Annotated in this window: 4 protein-coding genes; all 4 read left to right on the top strand. The window is 51.4% G+C overall.

Annotated features, from left to right (window positions below; all coding sequences use genetic code 11):
- Positions 1 to 2: 2 nt before the first annotated feature.
- Genes AB9P05_RS21320 through AB9P05_RS21305 form a run of 4 tightly spaced genes read left to right on the top strand, consistent with a single transcriptional unit; the run spans position 3 to position 17,907 of the window.
- On the top strand, positions 3 to 3,179 hold the full coding sequence (locus tag AB9P05_RS21320) for an amino acid adenylation domain-containing protein (RefSeq protein WP_371910861.1): 3,177 nt from the start codon (positions 3 to 5) through the stop codon (positions 3,177 to 3,179).
- 13 nt (positions 3,180 to 3,192) lie between these two features.
- Complete coding sequence (gene fabD, locus AB9P05_RS21315; RefSeq protein WP_371910860.1) at positions 3,193 to 4,437, top strand: ACP S-malonyltransferase; 1,245 nt, start codon at positions 3,193 to 3,195, stop codon at positions 4,435 to 4,437.
- Between the two features lie 22 nt (positions 4,438 to 4,459).
- Positions 4,460 to 16,123 carry an amino acid adenylation domain-containing protein gene (locus tag AB9P05_RS21310; protein ID WP_371910859.1) on the top strand — a complete coding sequence of 3,888 codons (11,664 nt, stop codon included), beginning with the start codon at positions 4,460 to 4,462 and terminating at the stop codon, positions 16,121 to 16,123.
- 11 nt (positions 16,124 to 16,134) lie between these two features.
- Entirely contained in the window at positions 16,135 to 17,907 is a 1,773-nt protein-coding gene (locus tag AB9P05_RS21305) for an NAD(P)/FAD-dependent oxidoreductase (protein ID WP_371910858.1), read from the top strand.
- Positions 17,908 to 17,922 lie beyond the last annotated feature (15 nt).

Genomic DNA, 17,922 nt, shown 5'->3' with positions numbered 1-17,922 from the left:
CTATGCAAAACCTGTCAAAGGAAAACATACAGAACATTTATAACCTCTCGCCTATGCAGGAGGGTATGTATTTTCATGCCCTCCTGGAGGAAGGGACAGCCTACGTGCAACAGGTGGCCTACCGGGTGGAAGGAACCCTTCAGCCTGACCTGGTCAAAAAGACCTTTGAACATCTGACCGCCCGCTACGACATATTAAGGACAGTCTTTGTGCAGAAATCCACCCGTGATATTCTGCAGGTGGTACTGAGAGAGGTAGAGGTCGATTTCGCTCAGGAAGATATCTCAGAAAGTGATTCGAAGGAAACCGCACTGGAGCAGATCAAGTCGCGCGAGCGCGAAAAGCCCTTCGATCTGAAGAAAAGCGTAGCCTTCCGGCTGAAAGTGGTAAAGGTAGACAGCCACACCTATGAAGTCATCTGGACCTATCACCATATCCTCATGGACGGTTGGTCACTGGCTATCCTGCTGGCCGACTTTCTCGATAGCTACCAGGCTATAGAAAAAGGTGAGAAGCCCGTCCTACCCGTAGCCAGGCAGTTTCGGGACTATGTGCGCTGGCTGGGAAATCAGAATGGCGAAGACAGTCAGCGCTTCTGGAAACAGTACCTGCAAGGCTATGACCGTATGGCGCGTATACCCAGGCATGCCACTAAAAAGGAAGGTACCGCCTATCGCCCCGCTCACACCACCCTGGCCTTTGACCAAAAGGAAAGTCAGCAGCTCGAAAAGCTGGCTACCGGAGCAGGGGTAACGGTAAGCCTGGTGTTTCAGGCCCTTTGGGGAATCCTGCTAAGCCGGTACCAGCAGCAGGAAGACGTTGTATTCGGCGCAGTGGTCTCAGGCCGTCCGGCCGATTTGCCCGGCATTCAGAATATGCCCGGTATGTTTATCAACGTGATTCCCGTCCGCCTCTCGCCCTCACCTGAGGAGACCTTTACAGAGCTGTTAGGCAGCATGCAGAAAGAAGCTGCTGAAGCCTTGCCCCATCACTATACGCCATTGGTAGATGTACAGCGCTCCAGCGAATTGACAGGCGGGCTTTTCGACCACATTATGGCCTTCGAGAACTATCCAATTGATGAGCGGATAGCGGAAGGAGCTCAGCAGGAGGGAAGCTTCCGTGTTACCGGCTTTAACCTGTTCGAGCACACCACCTATGACTTTAACCTGTCAGTCATTCCCGGGGATACCCTCAGCATACGTTTTGACTTTAACCTGAATGTATTCACTGAGGAACAACTCAAAGATATTGCCGCGCAGCTTAAGCGGATAGCCAGTCAGGTCACAGGCAACCCTGCGGCAAAGCTAAAGGACATTGCTCTGCTGAGCGAAAAGCAAGAGGCAGACCTGTTGCAGGTGGGCAGAGGCGAAGAGCGCCCATTTGATGAAAAGGCCACGCTGGTCTCGCTTTTCCAAAAGCAGGTGGAGCGTACACCGGATGCGATCGCGATTGCCGGTCAGGAGGAGAGTTTCACCTACGCTCAACTTGCAGACAAAGCCCGCCGTGTTTCGCAACACCTGACCAGGAATGGCGGAGTGATGCCGGGTGATACGGTGGCGATCTTCATGGACCGGTCAGCCGATACCATTGTATCCATGCTTGCCATCATGTATAGCGGGGCAGCCTTTGTGCCAGTGGATACCACATACCCCGATGCCCGCAAAGAGCACATAGTCAGCCAATCAGAGTGTAAAGCCCTGATCACTCACAGCAACTACCTCATGGATATCGGCTTTTTTACCGGGTTTCTGGTGGCCTTAGATGTTGAGGCGGATCAGCTACCCGACGCTGCAGAGATACAAGCCAGTGTTGCCCAGGACCACAACGCCTACCTGATATTCACCTCAGGTACCACCGGGTGGCCAAAAGGTGTGCAGGTGACCCACCGTAATTTTGTGAATTACATCACCTGGGCAAATGACTACTATTTCAACGATGAGGGAGGGTACAATATGCCTTTCTTCACCTCTCCCTCATTTGACCTCACCCTCACCAGCATTTTCTCCCCGCTGCTGAGAGGGGGAAGCATCCAACTGCCACAGAGGGAAGCGGTGCAGGAAGTCCTTTCGGAAGTATTTGGCCCGGGTTCGCCGGTTCAGGCCGTAAAGCTGACGCCCTCACATATACGCCTGCTCAAAAACCTGAACCTCAGTAGCTCGGAGGTGAAGAAAATCATCGCCGGAGGTGAGGCCCTGAAGCCAGATGATATTCACACCCTCCTGGCGCTGAACGCGGACATGGTCATTTATAACGAATACGGCCCTACGGAGACTACAGTAGGAGCTTCTGTGAAAAAAATTGACCGTGAGGACACCCGTATAAATATCGGCAAGCCCGTAGCCAATACACGCCTGTACATCACCGATAGCAGGCACACCCTGCTTCCTTATGGTGCCACGGGAGAGATCGTGATCGCCGGTGAGGGAGTCGCAAAAGGCTACGCGGGTGATGACCAGGCCACGGAGGCTAAGTTTATTAAGGATCCCTGGGGAGAAGGCAAAGCCTACCTGACGGGAGATCTCGGTCGCTGGCTGCCCGGTGGCATGCTGGCTTATGAGGGGCGTGCTGATGAGCAGGTAAAAGTAAACGGCCACCGCATAGAACCGGGGGAAGTGAGAAGCCTGCTGCTGGAACACGCTTCAGTAAACGATGCTCATGTAGCTGTACGCCTGTCTCCGGCAGGTGAGCCCATGCTCATAGCCTATTATATAGCTGATGCTGCCGCAACGGAAGAGGCTCTCCGGGAGCATGTAGGCAGGTCATTACCCCCCTACATGGTGCCCCGCTTCCTGGTAGAAGTTCAGGAAATCCCGCTGACGGCGAATGGCAAGGTCGACACCACAGCGCTGCCGGAACCTAAAGAGATAGTGGAAAGCCGAAAGGCCGCATACAAAGCACCTGCCAGTGAGCCGGAGCTATTTATAGCCTCACTCTTCACTAAAGTGCTCGGAGCTGAAAAGCCCGGTCTGAATGATGATTTCTTCCGCCTGGGAGGTGATTCATTGAAAGCGATCCAACTGGTAAACCTTAGCGGGGAGCGCTACCCCGATGTCCTGCAGGTAGGCGATGTATTTAACGGTGCCACAGTGGGTGACCTCAGTGCGGTGATCAATAAGCGCACCGGGGTAGAAGAGAGCGCCGGCCAGAAAGAGGATTTTCAGGAATTTGAATTGTAAAGGCCCTAGACTAATGGATAAAAAAATAGCATTACTGTTTCCTGGTGGCGGCACACAATACGCCGGTATGGGTAAGAGCCTTTATGAGCAGCACAAAGAGGTGAAGCAACTCTATGAAGAAGCCGCTGATATACTCGCCTATGATATTAAAAAAGTGTGCTTTGAGGGGGATCTGAAGACCTTGTCCGCAATGGACCATGCCCAACCCGCCATATACCTCTTCGGTATAGCCTCCTGGCTGGTGTGGCAAAATCAATACGGGATAAAACCTGCTTTCGCCGCCGGACACAGCCAGGGAGAATATGCCGCATTGGCCGCTGCTGGCGTTTTCAAATGGCAGGATGGTCTCAGACTGATCAGAAAGCGTGGCGAACTACTTAAGAAAGCCGGAGAGATCCACGACGGCGGCATGATGGCCGTGAACAAGGTTGAAGGCCATGTAGTGGAGGAATCCTGCGAAAAGGTGCGCTCAGAGGGAGGAAAAGCTTTTGTAGCCGTCTATAATTCTCCCCTGCAGCATGTAGTGTCCGGAGCTAGGTCTGATCTGGAAAAAGCCGCACGGATGCTGGAATCTGCTGGTGCCGAGGTAAATATTCTCAATATAAACACCCCGTCCCATTGCCCCCTCATGGATGATGTGGTAGCAGAATTCGAAGAGGCGCTTAGTAAGCTTAACTTTCATGAGCCCCACTTTACCATCATTGGCAATGTGACTGCCAGGCCTCTGCAGAAACAGGAAATACCTGGCCTGATGCTGCAGCACCTTACCCGGCCTGTGCGCTGGCAGGAGTCTATGGCCTTTATGCATGATACGGGCGTAGATTGGTTCCTGGACATGGGACCGCAGGCCGTACTGCAAAACCTGAACAAATACCTGCCCGGCCAGCCCGGTGGATTTGCCCTGGATGTGGAAGAAGAGCAGAATGCCTTACATACCAGTCTGCAAAAACTGCTGCCCGACGCAGAAGGCTTTATGAAGAAATGCCTGGTACTCGCTGTGAGCACCAAAAACTTCAACTACGACGATGAGAGCTACCAGCAGGGAGTCGTAGCACCCTATCGCGAGCTCGTAAAGATCCGCCAGGAAGTACCCCATCATTACCAGCAGGCAGATAAATATCTAAAAGCCCTGGAACTGATAAGAAACCTGCTGATAAACAAACATATACCTGCAGATGAGGTAGAGGCCCGTCTGGAAGACCTGCTTCGCTCCACCCGCATGGAAGAGGTAGTAAAAAACGAAAAAGTCCCGGCCTGATAGCCCGAAAAGGCCAATAAATATGAATAGAGATATTGCCATAATAGGAATGGCGGGAAGATTTCCCGAAGCACCGGATCTCGATGCTTTTTACCGCAACCTGGAGCAGGGAAGGGACAGCGTACGTCCGCTCTCCCTCAGGCGTAAGGTGAATACGGGAATTCCCCAGGACAAAGACTTCCAGGTGCTGGGCTTTATGGAAGATATCGACCTGTTCGACCATGACTTTTTCGGTATGTCAGCCGGTGAGGCCCGTTCGCTCGACCCTCATCAAAGGCAGTTATTAGAAACGGTTTACCATGCTATCGAGAATGCCGGTTATGCACCCCGCTCGCTTTCCGGTAGCCGCACAGCCGTATTTATCGGTGATACCAATCAGCAGTACGCCCACCTGAGCCGCTACGAAGACCCTATGCTGGAAATAGGCAGCCTGAATGCCACACTTGCAGGCCGTATTGCCCGTTTCTTTAACCTCCAGGGTACCGCCCTGATGGTGGATACAGCCTGTTCTTCCTCATTAGTGGCCCTGCATATGGCTGTAAATGAGCTTGTTTTGGGCGATGCTGATCAGGCATTGGTATGCGGCGTAAGTATATCGCTCTTCCAGGGTGAACCCGGAGAAGATGAAAACGGCGTGATGTCACAAAGTGGTAAGAGCAAAACCTTCTCTGCTGAGGCTGATGGCATAGGCGTAGGGGAGGCAAGTGCCTGTGTGCTTATTAAGTCACTGGCTCAGGCCGAGCAGGACGGAGACCATATCTGGGCAGTGATCAAAGGATCCGCCATAAACCAGGATGCCGCCCGGTCCAGCAGTCTGTCCGCCCCGAGCTGGGAAGCCCAGTCACAGGTGATGCAGGAAGCCTGGCGCAAGGCAGGCATTGACCCTGCGAACATAGGATTTATCGAAGCCCACGGAACTGGCACCAAGCTTGGCGACCCCATCGAAATACAGGCTATTTCAGAGGCCCTTTCCCGGCATACCAGCCGGAAACAGTTCTGCGCCGTTTCCTCAGCAAAGGCCAACATCGGGCATGCCGACACCGCTGCCGGTATTACCGGACTTTTCCGGGCCGTACTGGCATTGCATCATAACGTACTATTTCCCGCCGTCCACTTCCATGAGCCTAATCCGCTTATAGATTTTGCTAACTCGCCGGTATTTGTCCCTGATACAGCGCTAAGGTGGGAGTCTGACCGTAAGCGACTTGCTGGAGTCAGTTCGTTTGGCGTATCCGGCACCAACTGCCATGTGGTTCTGCAAGAAGCTTCCAATACCCGGGGAGAAGCTGTCAAGGAAGAATATCCTGTCATTCTCTCAGGCAAAACAGCCGAAGGCCTTACAAAACAAGCCCTTCAGCTAAAGAAATATCTTCAGGATCACCCGGATATCAGCCTGGCCGACCTGAGCCATACCCTGGCTACCGGACGTGATGCCTTCTGCTATCGGGCATTGGCAAAAGCTGATTCAGTCAAAGACCTAATAGAAAAGCTAAATGCCCTGGAAAGCAGGGAGACTGAAACGCCGGAATCCGTCTGGATGGTTTGTTCCCCCGCTATGCAGCTTAGCGAGAAGGCATTCTCCGATTTGGCCGGCACTTTCCCGCAATTTGATGAGGTGTGGAAAGTATATAAAGAGACAGGGAATCACCCACAGGCTGCCGAATGGCGCGCTATACTCTATCGCGTAGCCCTCTACCGGCTGCTTGATGAAGCAGGACTTGCTTCCCGCAACCTCATGGGGCTGGCAGAAGGTAAACTGGCAGTCAGTATCATTAAGGGGGAAAAGACCTACGAAGAGGCATCCGCTCTTCTGTCAGATAGCGTAGCTGATAATACCGGCGAAGAGAAACTAAAGGAGAAGCTGGAAGGCTTTGCTCAACAAAAGCTAAAGGGGCACCATCTCGTCATTGAGTTAGGTGCCGAAGGCCTTATCAGCCACCTGCTGAAAGAGATCAGGAGTGAAAACCAGGCTGAATTTACCGTCATCCACACTACTGATACCTCTCCGCAGGCTATCCGCAACATGGCCGGGGAAGCCTGGTATGCCGGAATGAATTCTAACTGGAAGCTGCTTTTCACCGGATCGCATGGCAAATTGCCGTTGCCGGGCTATGCCTTTGCCCCCGTTCGCTGCTGGCTGGATGATGAGGCGCAGACTTCCTATGAATCTCCCGCACAATGGACTTATCAACGGGTCCAGGAAGAAAAAGCACTGGAAGACCCGGCGGCCACTTCCCCTCTTATCGGAAGGAACTACCTGTTTATCAGTAATTCAGAAACCACTGCCGGGGAACTGGCCGTGCAGCTTGCAGAAGCTTGTCATTCATCTATCCAAGTTCAGTGGGGTGAAGCTTATCGGCAGCTTTCAGACCGGCAGTTTATTCTAAGCATAGCCAGTGAAGAAGATATTATTAAACTGCATCAGGTGTTTGATAATGAAGGGATTGACCTTAAGGGAATTGTATTCCTTTACCATACGGCATCTGAGTTTGATAGCCAAAAGGCCCTTCAGTACGCTTTTGCCCAAGCCTTAATAATCAAGCATTTTGCGCACAAACTACGCCTCCCTGATTTTCATATGGCCAATCTGCGTATTGGACGTAAAGATATTTCCGGCTTTACTACCCTCGTCCATAGCGGGCAGGCACTAAGCCGCTCCCTGTTGAGTGATTTCATCGGGTTAAATGTCCATGACATTACCTGCCTCGGCGACTCCGGTACTCACCTTGCAGATCAGCTTCAAAAGGAATTGGCCAGCACAGAAACCGTCCGGTTCGTTACGCTCAGGGGTGAAAAGCGGTATGTGGAGAAACTACAACTTGCCCCGGCAGACCTGAGTGAGGGACCCTTGTGGGAGCCAAAGGCAGGTGCACACTATCTGGTGGCGGGTGGTGCCAGAGGGGCCGCTTTTGAGGTCATCAAGCATATTGCAGCGCGTACCCCTTCGCATTTTATTGTCCTGGGTCGCTCTGAAATCAATGGTAGTGATGAGCGGGCAGATAACCTAGAACGGCTAAAAACATTCGGCTCTACCATCACCTATTTACGGGCAGACATAGCGGATGAGCAGGAAATGATGGCTGTGGAAGCCAGACTTTTGGAGGACTTTGGTTCAGTTGATTATGTAATCAATGCGGCGGGCACAGCTCCCCGCGTAAGCTGGGAAAACCTTGATACGGACACGCTGATAGAGCACACCGAAGCGAAAACGCGCGGTACCCGTTTACTGCATCAACTGGCGATGAAACTAGGGGCAAAAAAGCACGTATTGTTCTCCTCACTTAATACCCTGTTTCCCGATCGGCATAGTTTCACCTATTCCCTCGCCTGTGCCTGGCAGGATGGCTATGCCCTGGAGCAGGATACGAAGGCTATCACCTCCATTAACTGGGGCATCTGGGCTGAAACAAATGAAGATCTCAAGGTAGGAGATCATGAATCCCCCATCCTTCCATTTGCGACTTATAAGGGTAAAAAAGGCTTTGATCTGGCCCTGTCCCGTGACCTCGGTAATTTTGCTTTCGCTGACCTGGCTTTAGAAAGAATGGCGGTTAACCCCTTCTACCTTGTGGAAGAGGAAGGAACACGGCTACCCGTACAAACAGCTCGCCCTGCAGCTGAGACGGAAGACCTTAGCAGTGGAGAAGAAAAGTTGCTGAGTATCTGGAAAGACGTGTTACGCAATCCGGCCCTTTCAGCCGATGATAATTTCTTCCAGGTGGGCGGCCACAGCCTGATCGCTATTCGCATCATCAACCTTATACGAAAGGCATTCTCGGTTTCCATCGAGTTCCGGCATATGCTCGAGTACCCCACCGTGCGCAAGCTTGCCATTTTCCTTCAGGGTCTGGCAGATACCTCTTCCCGTTCAGCAGCTTATGCCGCTATTACCCCGGCCCCTGCTGCTGCCGATTATCCGCTTAGCCATGCACAGAAGCGGCTCTGGATACTGGACCAGTTAGAAAACCTCGGACATGCTTATGTGGTGCCCCGGGCCTACACGTTCAGAGGCGACATCTCCCCGCAGGCTTTTGAGCAAGCCTTTTCGGAGATGGTGAAGCGGCATGAAAGCTTCCGTACCACCTTCACATTACGGGATGGAGAGCCCAGGCAGGTAATTCATGCTAAGGCTGAGCCATTTACCGACTTCCGGGTCATAGACTTAAAAAATGAAAGCCAGGCAGAAGATAAAACACTGGAAATTGCCACTACAGAAGCAGCCAGTACCTTTGATCTGGAAAAAGGACCCCTGCTCCGAGGCAGGCTGATTCTGCTCAATGGCCACACCTCCGTATTGGTGTATACCATGCACCATATTATCTCCGATGAGTGGTCACTGAATGTATTCCGTACAGAACTTACAGCCCTGTACCGTGAGTATGCCGGTGGGGAGAAAGCAGGTTTACCCACCTTACCCATTCATTACAAAGACTTTGCCGTATGGCAGAATAACCTTCTCAGCGCTACCGGAGACAGCCATAAGGAATACTGGATGCAACAGTTCAGCGGCACCTTGCCCGTTCTGCAGTTGCCTGCCGACTTCGCCAGACCAGCCAGCATTACCTTCAGCGGTGACGCCTTGGCCAAAGCCCCGGACAAGCTATTACTGGACAGGCTCAATGCATATGGGCAGGAGAGAGGGCTCAGCCTTTTTATGGTGCTCATGTCTGCCATCAAAGTACTTTTCTATCGCTATACAGGGCAGCAGGACCTCATCCTGGGAACTCCCGTGGCAGGTCGCGACCATGATGAGCTGGAAGAGCAAATCGGTTATTATGTAAATACACTGGCTATCCGCACCCAGCTTGACCCGGAAGCCCCCTTTGAGCAGATAGCCAGAGAAGTAAAAGAAAACGTGCTGCAGGCCTTTGAGCACCAGGTTTACCCCTTTGATAAGATAGTGGAAGACCTGCAGCCGGAAACACCCGCCGGTCACCGCCCACTGTTCGATACCATGGTGCTCTTACAGAATGCCGAGTCCACCGACAAGGAAGAGACCAAACTCTACGGAGATGTGCAGGTAGAGAATTTCAGTTACGGCAAAGACGTAAGTAAATTTGATCTCACTTTTGAGTTCACCGAGCACCCCGGGGGCCTTTCGCTGTACATTGAATACAACTCCGATCTGTTCAGGAAGGAGCGGATAAAACAAATGGCCGGGCACCTGTGGCACCTGTTGAATGAAGTAGCCTCCGGTGTGGAAGTTGCCCTTAAAGATATAGCCCTGCTGACAGAGGAAGAGAAAACCCGCCTGTTGCACGGTAGTGGTAAAGCAGAAGCAACCTATCCTGAGAATGAGACCATTGTGACCCTGTTCGGAAAACAGGCTGAGCTAAGAAGTAATGATACGGCCCTGCTCTTTGGCAGTGAGAAACTGAGCTATAGAGAGCTGGATGCTCAGGCAAACCAGATCGCCAATTTCCTGCTGAATGAAATTAACATAAAGCCGGATGACAGGGTGGGACTCATGATGCCCCGTGGTACCGGCATGGTAGTGGCCATCATGGGCATACTCAAAAGCGGTGGTGCTTACCTGCCCATAGACCCTGACTACCCGCAGGAGCGAAAGCAGTTCATCGTGCAGGATGCCAGCCCGAAGGTGATATTGACCGATGGTAACGTAAAGGACATGCCTGAAATGGCTTGTCCCCAACTGGATATACGAAGTGAGACCATAACAAGTAGCCCGGCCACTGCTCCGGCAGTTAGCATAGGCCCCGATGACCTGGCCTACATCATCTACACCAGCGGCTCTACCGGTACGCCCAAGGGCGTGATGATCGGGCACCGGAAGGTAGTTCGGTTACTGTTCAGCGAAGGGTACCCCTTTAGCTTCAGCGAACGCGATACCTGGATCACCCTGCATTCTATCAGCTTTGATTTCTCTGTTTGGGAGATATTCGGGCCATTGCTCACCGGGGGAAAGCTGGTAGTGGCTACGCAGGACGATATGCGCAGCCCCGCTAATGTGCTGAACCTCCTCCAAAAGCATGAGGTCACCGTTCTGAACCAGACCCCGACAGTCTTTTCCCGCCTCACCAGTGAAATACTTAACAAACCGGAAACGCCAGAGCTTGCCCTGCGGTATGTGATCTTCGGCGGAGAAGCCCTGAACCCTGCCTCCCTCACAGGTTTTCATAAGGCCTTCCCGCAGACGCTCCTGGTCAATATGTATGGCATCACAGAAACCACCGTGCATGTAACCTACAAGGAAATAGGCCGGCAGGAAATAGAAAACGGCACCAGTAATATCGGTAAACCATTACCTACGCTGGATGTACTGATCCTGGATGAAAACGGCAGACTGGTGCCGGAAGGAGTAGCCGGAGAAATAGCCGTGGAAGGGGCCGGACTCGCCAGAGGCTACTTTAACCGCCCGGAGCTTACTGCTCAGCGCTTTGCCCCGCATCCATATAAAAAAGGTGAGCGCATCTACCTCAGCGGCGACCTGGGCATGCGCGGTTTTGATGGCGACCTTTACTATTTCGGGCGTAAAGACAAGCAGGTAAAAATTCGTGGCTACCGGATAGAACTGGGCGAAATAGAACATAGCTTACTAAGGCATGAATCTGTCAACCAGGCACTGGTAACTGTTCGCGATGATGAGGAAGACCGCAAGCAGCTTGTAGCTTACTGCACGGGTACCGAAGCTCTAACATATGCAGGGTTAAAGGCTCACCTGCGTGGTTTTCTGCCTGACTACATGGTACCCGCCTACTTTGTGCAGGTAGAGGAAATCCATTACAATGCAAATGGAAAGGCAGACCTTAGCCGCCTGCCGGATCCACTCAGTGCCGGTCTACAGAATGATGAGTATGTGGCCCCTCAAAACCAGATGGAAGAGCAATTGCTCGGTATCTTTAGCGATGCCTTGAAAAATGAGCATCTCGGTACCCGTCATAACTTCTTCGCAGCAGGTGGCGACAGCATTAAAGCCATTCGGCTGGCCGGCCAGATAGGGTCGCAGATGGGTAAGGGTGTAGCTGTGAAGGATATTTACATGTATCCGGACGTGACTTCCCTGGCCACTTACCTGTCGGATTCAGGTGCTACAGATACCCGTAATCAGGAAGGACATGAGGAGATAGAGCGGGTCAAAGCTGAAATAGTAGCGGACGCTGAGCAGGTAAAGAAGCTACCGGAAGGCTGGCAGGATTTCTACCCCATGTCTGCAGTGGAAAAAGGCATGCTTTTCTACAACCAGTTGTACGCTGACCAGCATGTTTTTCACGATCAGTTCTTTTACCCTTTTGTACTGGACAGTCTGGATTTTCATCGGTTTGAGCAGGCGTTTCATCTTTTGGTCAAAAAGCATGAAATCCTGCGTACCAGCTTCCATACCACAGGATTTGCCCAACCCATACAGGTGGTCCATCCTGCAGAAAAAATATCCGGACGGATTACATTCACCCAGGTAAACACTAAGCATGAGCCGGCTCTTGAAGAGTACTTCGAAGAGCAACTCGCAAAAGACCGTCAGCATCCGTTCCAGCCCGAAAAGCCCGGTTTATGGCGCATGATTCTATATGCCTTGCAGGATAATCAATATGTGCTTCTTTGGGTCTTCCATCACGCGATTATGGATGGATGGAGCAATGCCAGCCTGATGACCGAACTACTGGACACCTATGCAGCACTCGAAAGTAACGTCGAACCGGACCTGAAGCCACTTGCCACTACCTACAAGGACTATGTAGCCGGAGAACTACAGGCATTGCGATCTGAAGAAACCCGTGATTTCTGGCAGGATAAGCTTAGCGGTGCAGAAAAATGTCTGCTTCCGTATGACCGCAGTGCGGATGATGAAGCTATGCAGCAAGGGCTGGCTCATTACCGGTTTAAATTGCCGGAAGAAACAGGTATAAGGCTGACAAAACTGGCTGCGGACCAAAAGACAGGGGTGAAAGAGGTGCTCATAGGGGCATTTCTGTATTTTCTCCGTTTCTCCACTACTGGCCGTGACCTGGTGGTGGGCCTGATAGGAAATGGCCGCCCTGAACAGCCCGACGGTGATAAAGTCATGGGCTGCTTCCTTAATTCTTTACCACTGCGCATACAGGCCGGTGACCTCGTTAATGGAAGACAGCTTACCAGGGCTGTAGCTGATGAAATGCTGGCGATCAAACCCTATGAGAAATTTCCTTTACTGGAAATGGCCGGTCTGGCAGGTGTAGCAGCCGGGCAGGGGGGCAATGCCTTTTTCGACATTGTATTTAACTACGTTGATTTTCATGTCTACGATGAGGCCGGCGCAGAATTGGAAGACAGCAGCCTGGAACTTAACAATCATGAGGTGGCCGACACGCCATTCGATCTTACCATCAGGCGGGAAGGTGACATTTTCCACTGCCAGTTTGCATACCCCGGAGCACTTTATGCACTTGAAGAAGTGGAGCGACTTTCGCGCTACTTTACCCGCATAGCTGGACAGATAGCCTTCCATCCGGATAAAACCATCACGGCCAGTGATCTGCTTGACCAAAGCGAGCTACAGCAGATAGTCCATGCCTTCAACGATACCAATGTGGACCTGGAGCCAAACCAGACCGTTACCGATCTGCTTGAGAAGCAGGTATCCACATATCCGGACAAGGTGGCACTCGCAGGCCGTAATCATACCCTTACTTACAAAGAGTTTAATGAGCAGGTGAACCAACTGGCTTATTTCCTCAGACATAAAGTAAAGGTAGGGACCGGTGATCTGATGGCCTTTGCTTTCCAGGATAATCAGTCTGCTGTGTTAGCTATCTGGGCCATCCTCAAAGCAGGAGGAGCCTATCTGCCCCTGGCAGCCGATACACCTGCCGACCGGGTGAAGGCTATCCTGAAGCAGGCAAAGCCTGTGGCCCTTCTTACGGATCTGGACCATATAGAAGCAGATTGCCCGGTAATCAACACCCGTGAGGATGCAGAACTCATTCTGGCCGAAAAGCAAACTAATCCGGATAAAAAACATAGCGGAAACGATCCTGCCTATGTCATCTTCACCTCCGGCTCTACCGGGGTGCCCAAAGGGGTAATGGTAAGCCATAGCAGCCTTACGAATATGGCCCTCGATCATATTCGTGTGCATGGTATCACGCACGAAGATCGTATGTTGCAGTTTGCTTCCTTCACCTTCGATGCCTCATTGGTAGAGATCACAATGGCGCTGCTTTCCGGTGCGGGGCTTGTCCTCACAGATAAAGAATTAATTGAATCACCGGACATCCTTGCGGCCTACATGGAAGAGAAGCGGGTGACGTTCGTTTCAATGCCCGTCTCATATTTTAATATGCTGCCGCTCAATAAGGTACCAACTCTGCGGGCCGTATTGGCGGGAGGAGAAGCCGCAGACGTGGCCATAGCTTCCGAGGCCAGCAGGCAGCTTCGCTACTGGAATGCCTACGGCCCTACCGAATGCTGTGTCATTACCTCCCGCTATGAGGTGCAACCGGCAGACCAACAGCGGAAAAGCATGCCTATAGGCAAGCCGGTATCTAATACCCGTGTGTATATTCTTGACGACCGTCTGCAGCTAACGCCGCATGGGCTCACAGGGGAATTGTGTGTGGCGGGTACCGGTCTGGCGCTGGGCTATCTGAACGATAAGGAATTAACAGAAAGCAAATTTACCGAAAGCCCCTACCTGCCGGGTGAGCCCCTATACCGCACGGGAGATTATGCCCGCTGGCTGCCGGATGGAAACCTTGAGTTTGTCGGTAGAAAAGATCGCCAGGTCAAGGTAAATGGCTTCCGGATAGAAACCGGAGAGATAGTCAGAGTCCTTATGCAGCATGACCAGGTGCGGCAGGCAGTAGTGGATGTACAATCACCCACACAAGGGGTAAAGTACCTGATTGCCTGGATAGTGCCTGATGCCAAAAACCTTGAAACAGGATCATTACGCGAACACGTGGCTGCTAAACTACCTGCCTATATGGTACCGGCCCGTTTCGTAGTAATAGATGAGGTACCTCTTACAGCACATGGCAAGGTAGATTATAAAGAACTGAAGCAGGTAGCGGCCCGAACTGCCCATAGTGAAGCACCCGATAAGGATATCGTACCGGGTAATGCACTCGAAACCAGCCTGCTGGCTATATGGAGAGAGCTTTTTGCCGACCCTGATCTTCAGGTAACAGATAACTTCTTTGCTGCCGGAGGTAATTCCATCAGCGCCTTACAGATGATCTCCCGCATAAGCGAAACCCTTGGCATACAGGTGCCGGTAAGGCTGGCTTTTACCTGCCCGACTATCAGGCAACTTGCCTCAAAACTCGCTGCCCTAAGGCCGGAAACGGGCCTCCCTGCTATCAGGCCGGTGCCTCAGCAGGATTATTACGAAGCCAGTCGAGCCCAGTGGCGTTTCTGGACCATGGATCAGATGAGTCCTGGTAGTCTGAACTATGTCATCAATAATGTCTACCGGATAAATGGCAATCTTCAGCATAGTGCATTAGAACAGGCCGCACAAAGCCTTATTGAACGGCATGAAATACTGCGCACGGGCCTTATCCTGAAAAGTGGTAAGCTGGTACAGGATGTGCAGTCAGCAGATGAGGTTCTGTTTGCCATTCCGCGTTTCGATGCCCGGAGCAATGATAGTCACCCCTTTGAACTGATCGACGAACTGACAAATACGCCCTTCAACCTGAAGGAGGCCCCTTTAATCAGAATAAGCAGGGTAGATGTAGGAGAAAACGAATGCTTATTGGTGGTGAGCCTCCATCATGTAATTACAGATGGCTGGAGTATGGTCGTGTTCATGCGTGAACTGACGAGGCTTTATGAAAGCTATGTAACGGAGGAGGGTGAGCCGCTTACCCCACTGCTAATACAATATAAAGACTATGCCGCCTGGCATAACGAATTACTTCATAGCGACCTGATGGCAAGGCAAAAGGCATTCTGGGAAAATCATTTTGCCGGCTTTGTCTATACTGAAAACGGGCTGATCGGCAAGGAGCGTATGGCCGGTACAGGCATGGAAGGAGATAGGGTCAAATATGCGTTCTCAACAGGACTAACGGATAGCTTTACAGCTTTTTGTAACAGGCGATCAGTTACGCCCTTTATGACGGTTATGGCGGCTGTAAATGCAGCATGCAGGGCCGTATCTGGCCAGCAGGATACCGTTATCGGTACATCCGTTACCGGCCGAAGCAAAAAGGTACTGGAAGACCAGATCGGGTGCTACCTCAACAACCTGGCTATCCGGGTGGTGCAGGAGGACGACGAGACCTTCGCCTCCTTGTTACAAAAAACAGAGGACTCCTGCCACGGTGCCTATGCCAATGAGCAGTATCCGTTTGACAAGGTGGTAAATGACCTGGATGTGCCGGTACAGCCTGATCGTTTTCCCCTGATGGATATAGCCTTACTATGGGACAACGACTCCGAAGCTATTGCACAAATGTCACCTTCAGGTCTGGAAATCGAGGAAATTACGGCAGGCCCTGTCATCAGTAATATGGACCTGCGCTTTATTTTTAGTGATCAGGAGGGCCGTCTGGCACTTACCATTGAATACAAAAAGGATTTCTTTGAAAAAGAGGAAATAGACAACCTTTTCAACCTGTTAGAAACGATACTTGAACAGGGCATGAACGATCCGCAAATACGCATCAGCCAATTTGATAACGGCAGCCTAAGCCCTGAGGGCGAAGGTAATATGACCGATATCGACACCCAGTTTAACTTTTAAAAGCCAAAACCATGTCACTTTATAATCTTGATAAAGAAGCACTTGACTACGATGTGGTCATCTGCGGTGGCGGACTGGCCGGTCAGACCCTGGCCAGGCAGTTGAAGATGCAGTTTGCGGATATCACTATTCTGATACTGGAAAGAGCCACTTTTCCCCTGCCCGAATCTACTGCCAAGGTAGGAGAGTCCACCGCCTCCATCGGCGGCTATTACCTGTCAGAGATGCTGTACCTGGATGAGTACCTGAAAAACAGCCACTACGAAAAACTGGGTTTCCGCTTTTATTTTGGAGACAGTCAGCAACCTTTCGAAGAAAGACCCGAGCTGGGGATCAACGAATATCCGTACTACAAGGCTTTTCAGATAGACAGAGGGCCTTTCGAGACTGATCTGTGCCGCATGAATGTACTTGAGGGTACAGATGTGCAGGATGGAGTGAGCATCAGAGATATCCATCTGGCAGAAGAGGGTTCGGATGAGTTGCATAGTGTCACCGTCCGGAATAAGGATGGTGACGAGGCGACCGTAAAAGGCCGCTGGGTAATTGATGCCATGGGGCGCGGAGGCTTCCTTCAGCGTAAACTCGGCCTCCGTAAAATGAAGAAGGAAAAGCCCTACAGTTCAGTGTGGTTTCATGTAGAAGGCCGGCTGGATGTAGAGGATTTCGTATCCCTGGACAATAAGGAGTGGCATAAACGGATAGAGGCTAAGAAGCGCTTTTTTGCTACTAATCACTTGTTAGGCAAAGGTTACTGGTTCTGGATTATCCCGCTTACTTCCAAAAAGACCAGCATCGGCCTGGTGACCCAAGAGGCCTACCACCCATTTGAAACCTATAACACGCCGGAAGCCGCCAGACAGTGGATTAGCCAACATGAACCAGATCTTTCCCGCCATTTGGAAGGAAAAGACTTTATTGACTTTAAAAAACTAAAGAATTACAGCTATTCCGCAAAACAGGTCTTTTCGACTAACCGGTGGGCCTGTAGCGGAGAGTCGGCCGTTTTTCCCGACCCTCTTTATTCACCCGGCACCAACCTGATCGCCTACGAAAATACCATCATCCGGCACCTGATAAGCCTGGATGTGGAGGGCCGGCTGGAACAGCGGCATGTGGAGCATTTTAACCATTACATTCTTTCTCAGAATGACTGGCTTACGCATACCATTCAGTCTGCCTATTCATATTTTGATAATTCGCTGGTATACAGCCTTAACTTCATCTGGGACCTGTCCATAGACTGGTCATTCGGCGTACCGCAGGTCAAATACCAGACCTTTCTTTATGCTGCCGACAATGACGAATTACAGCAGGTAAACGGACGCCTGTTTTCCCTGGTGGTAAAAATGCAAAGCCTGTTTGCCAAATGGGGTGAGAAGAGCCAAAGGCGATTTACTTTCGGGTATATCGACTATCACGTCATACCCTTTTTGCAGCACTTCCTGCGCATCATAAACGAGGAAGGTGAAATAGAAGATAAGCTGAAGCGGTGCCTGGAAAAGCTGGAAGAGCTGGCCCTGGTCATCTTTCATATAGCACTTGAGGACTGCAACCCCGAATGGCTGGAACAAATGCCCGATCCCTTTTGGCTCAATGCCTGGGCGATAAGCCTCGACCCTGAAAGATGGGAAAAGGACGGACTTTTCAAGCCGGCATCTTCTCCACGTGACCTTAGCCGATTGCTGGAGGAAATGAAATCCCTGTACATAGACACCATGGCGAATGGAGAACTCCCTGAAGAACAGGACAACGAATTATCTACCGCCTTTAATTTCAGCTAATACATAGCCAAATAC

The sequence above is a fragment of the Roseivirga sp. BDSF3-8 genome (assembly GCF_041449215.1).
In the GTDB taxonomy this organism is placed as follows: domain Bacteria; phylum Bacteroidota; class Bacteroidia; order Cytophagales; family Cyclobacteriaceae; genus JBGNFV01.
Note: the sequence above shows the minus strand (reverse complement) of the source record. Positions and strands in the feature narration are given on the sequence as shown.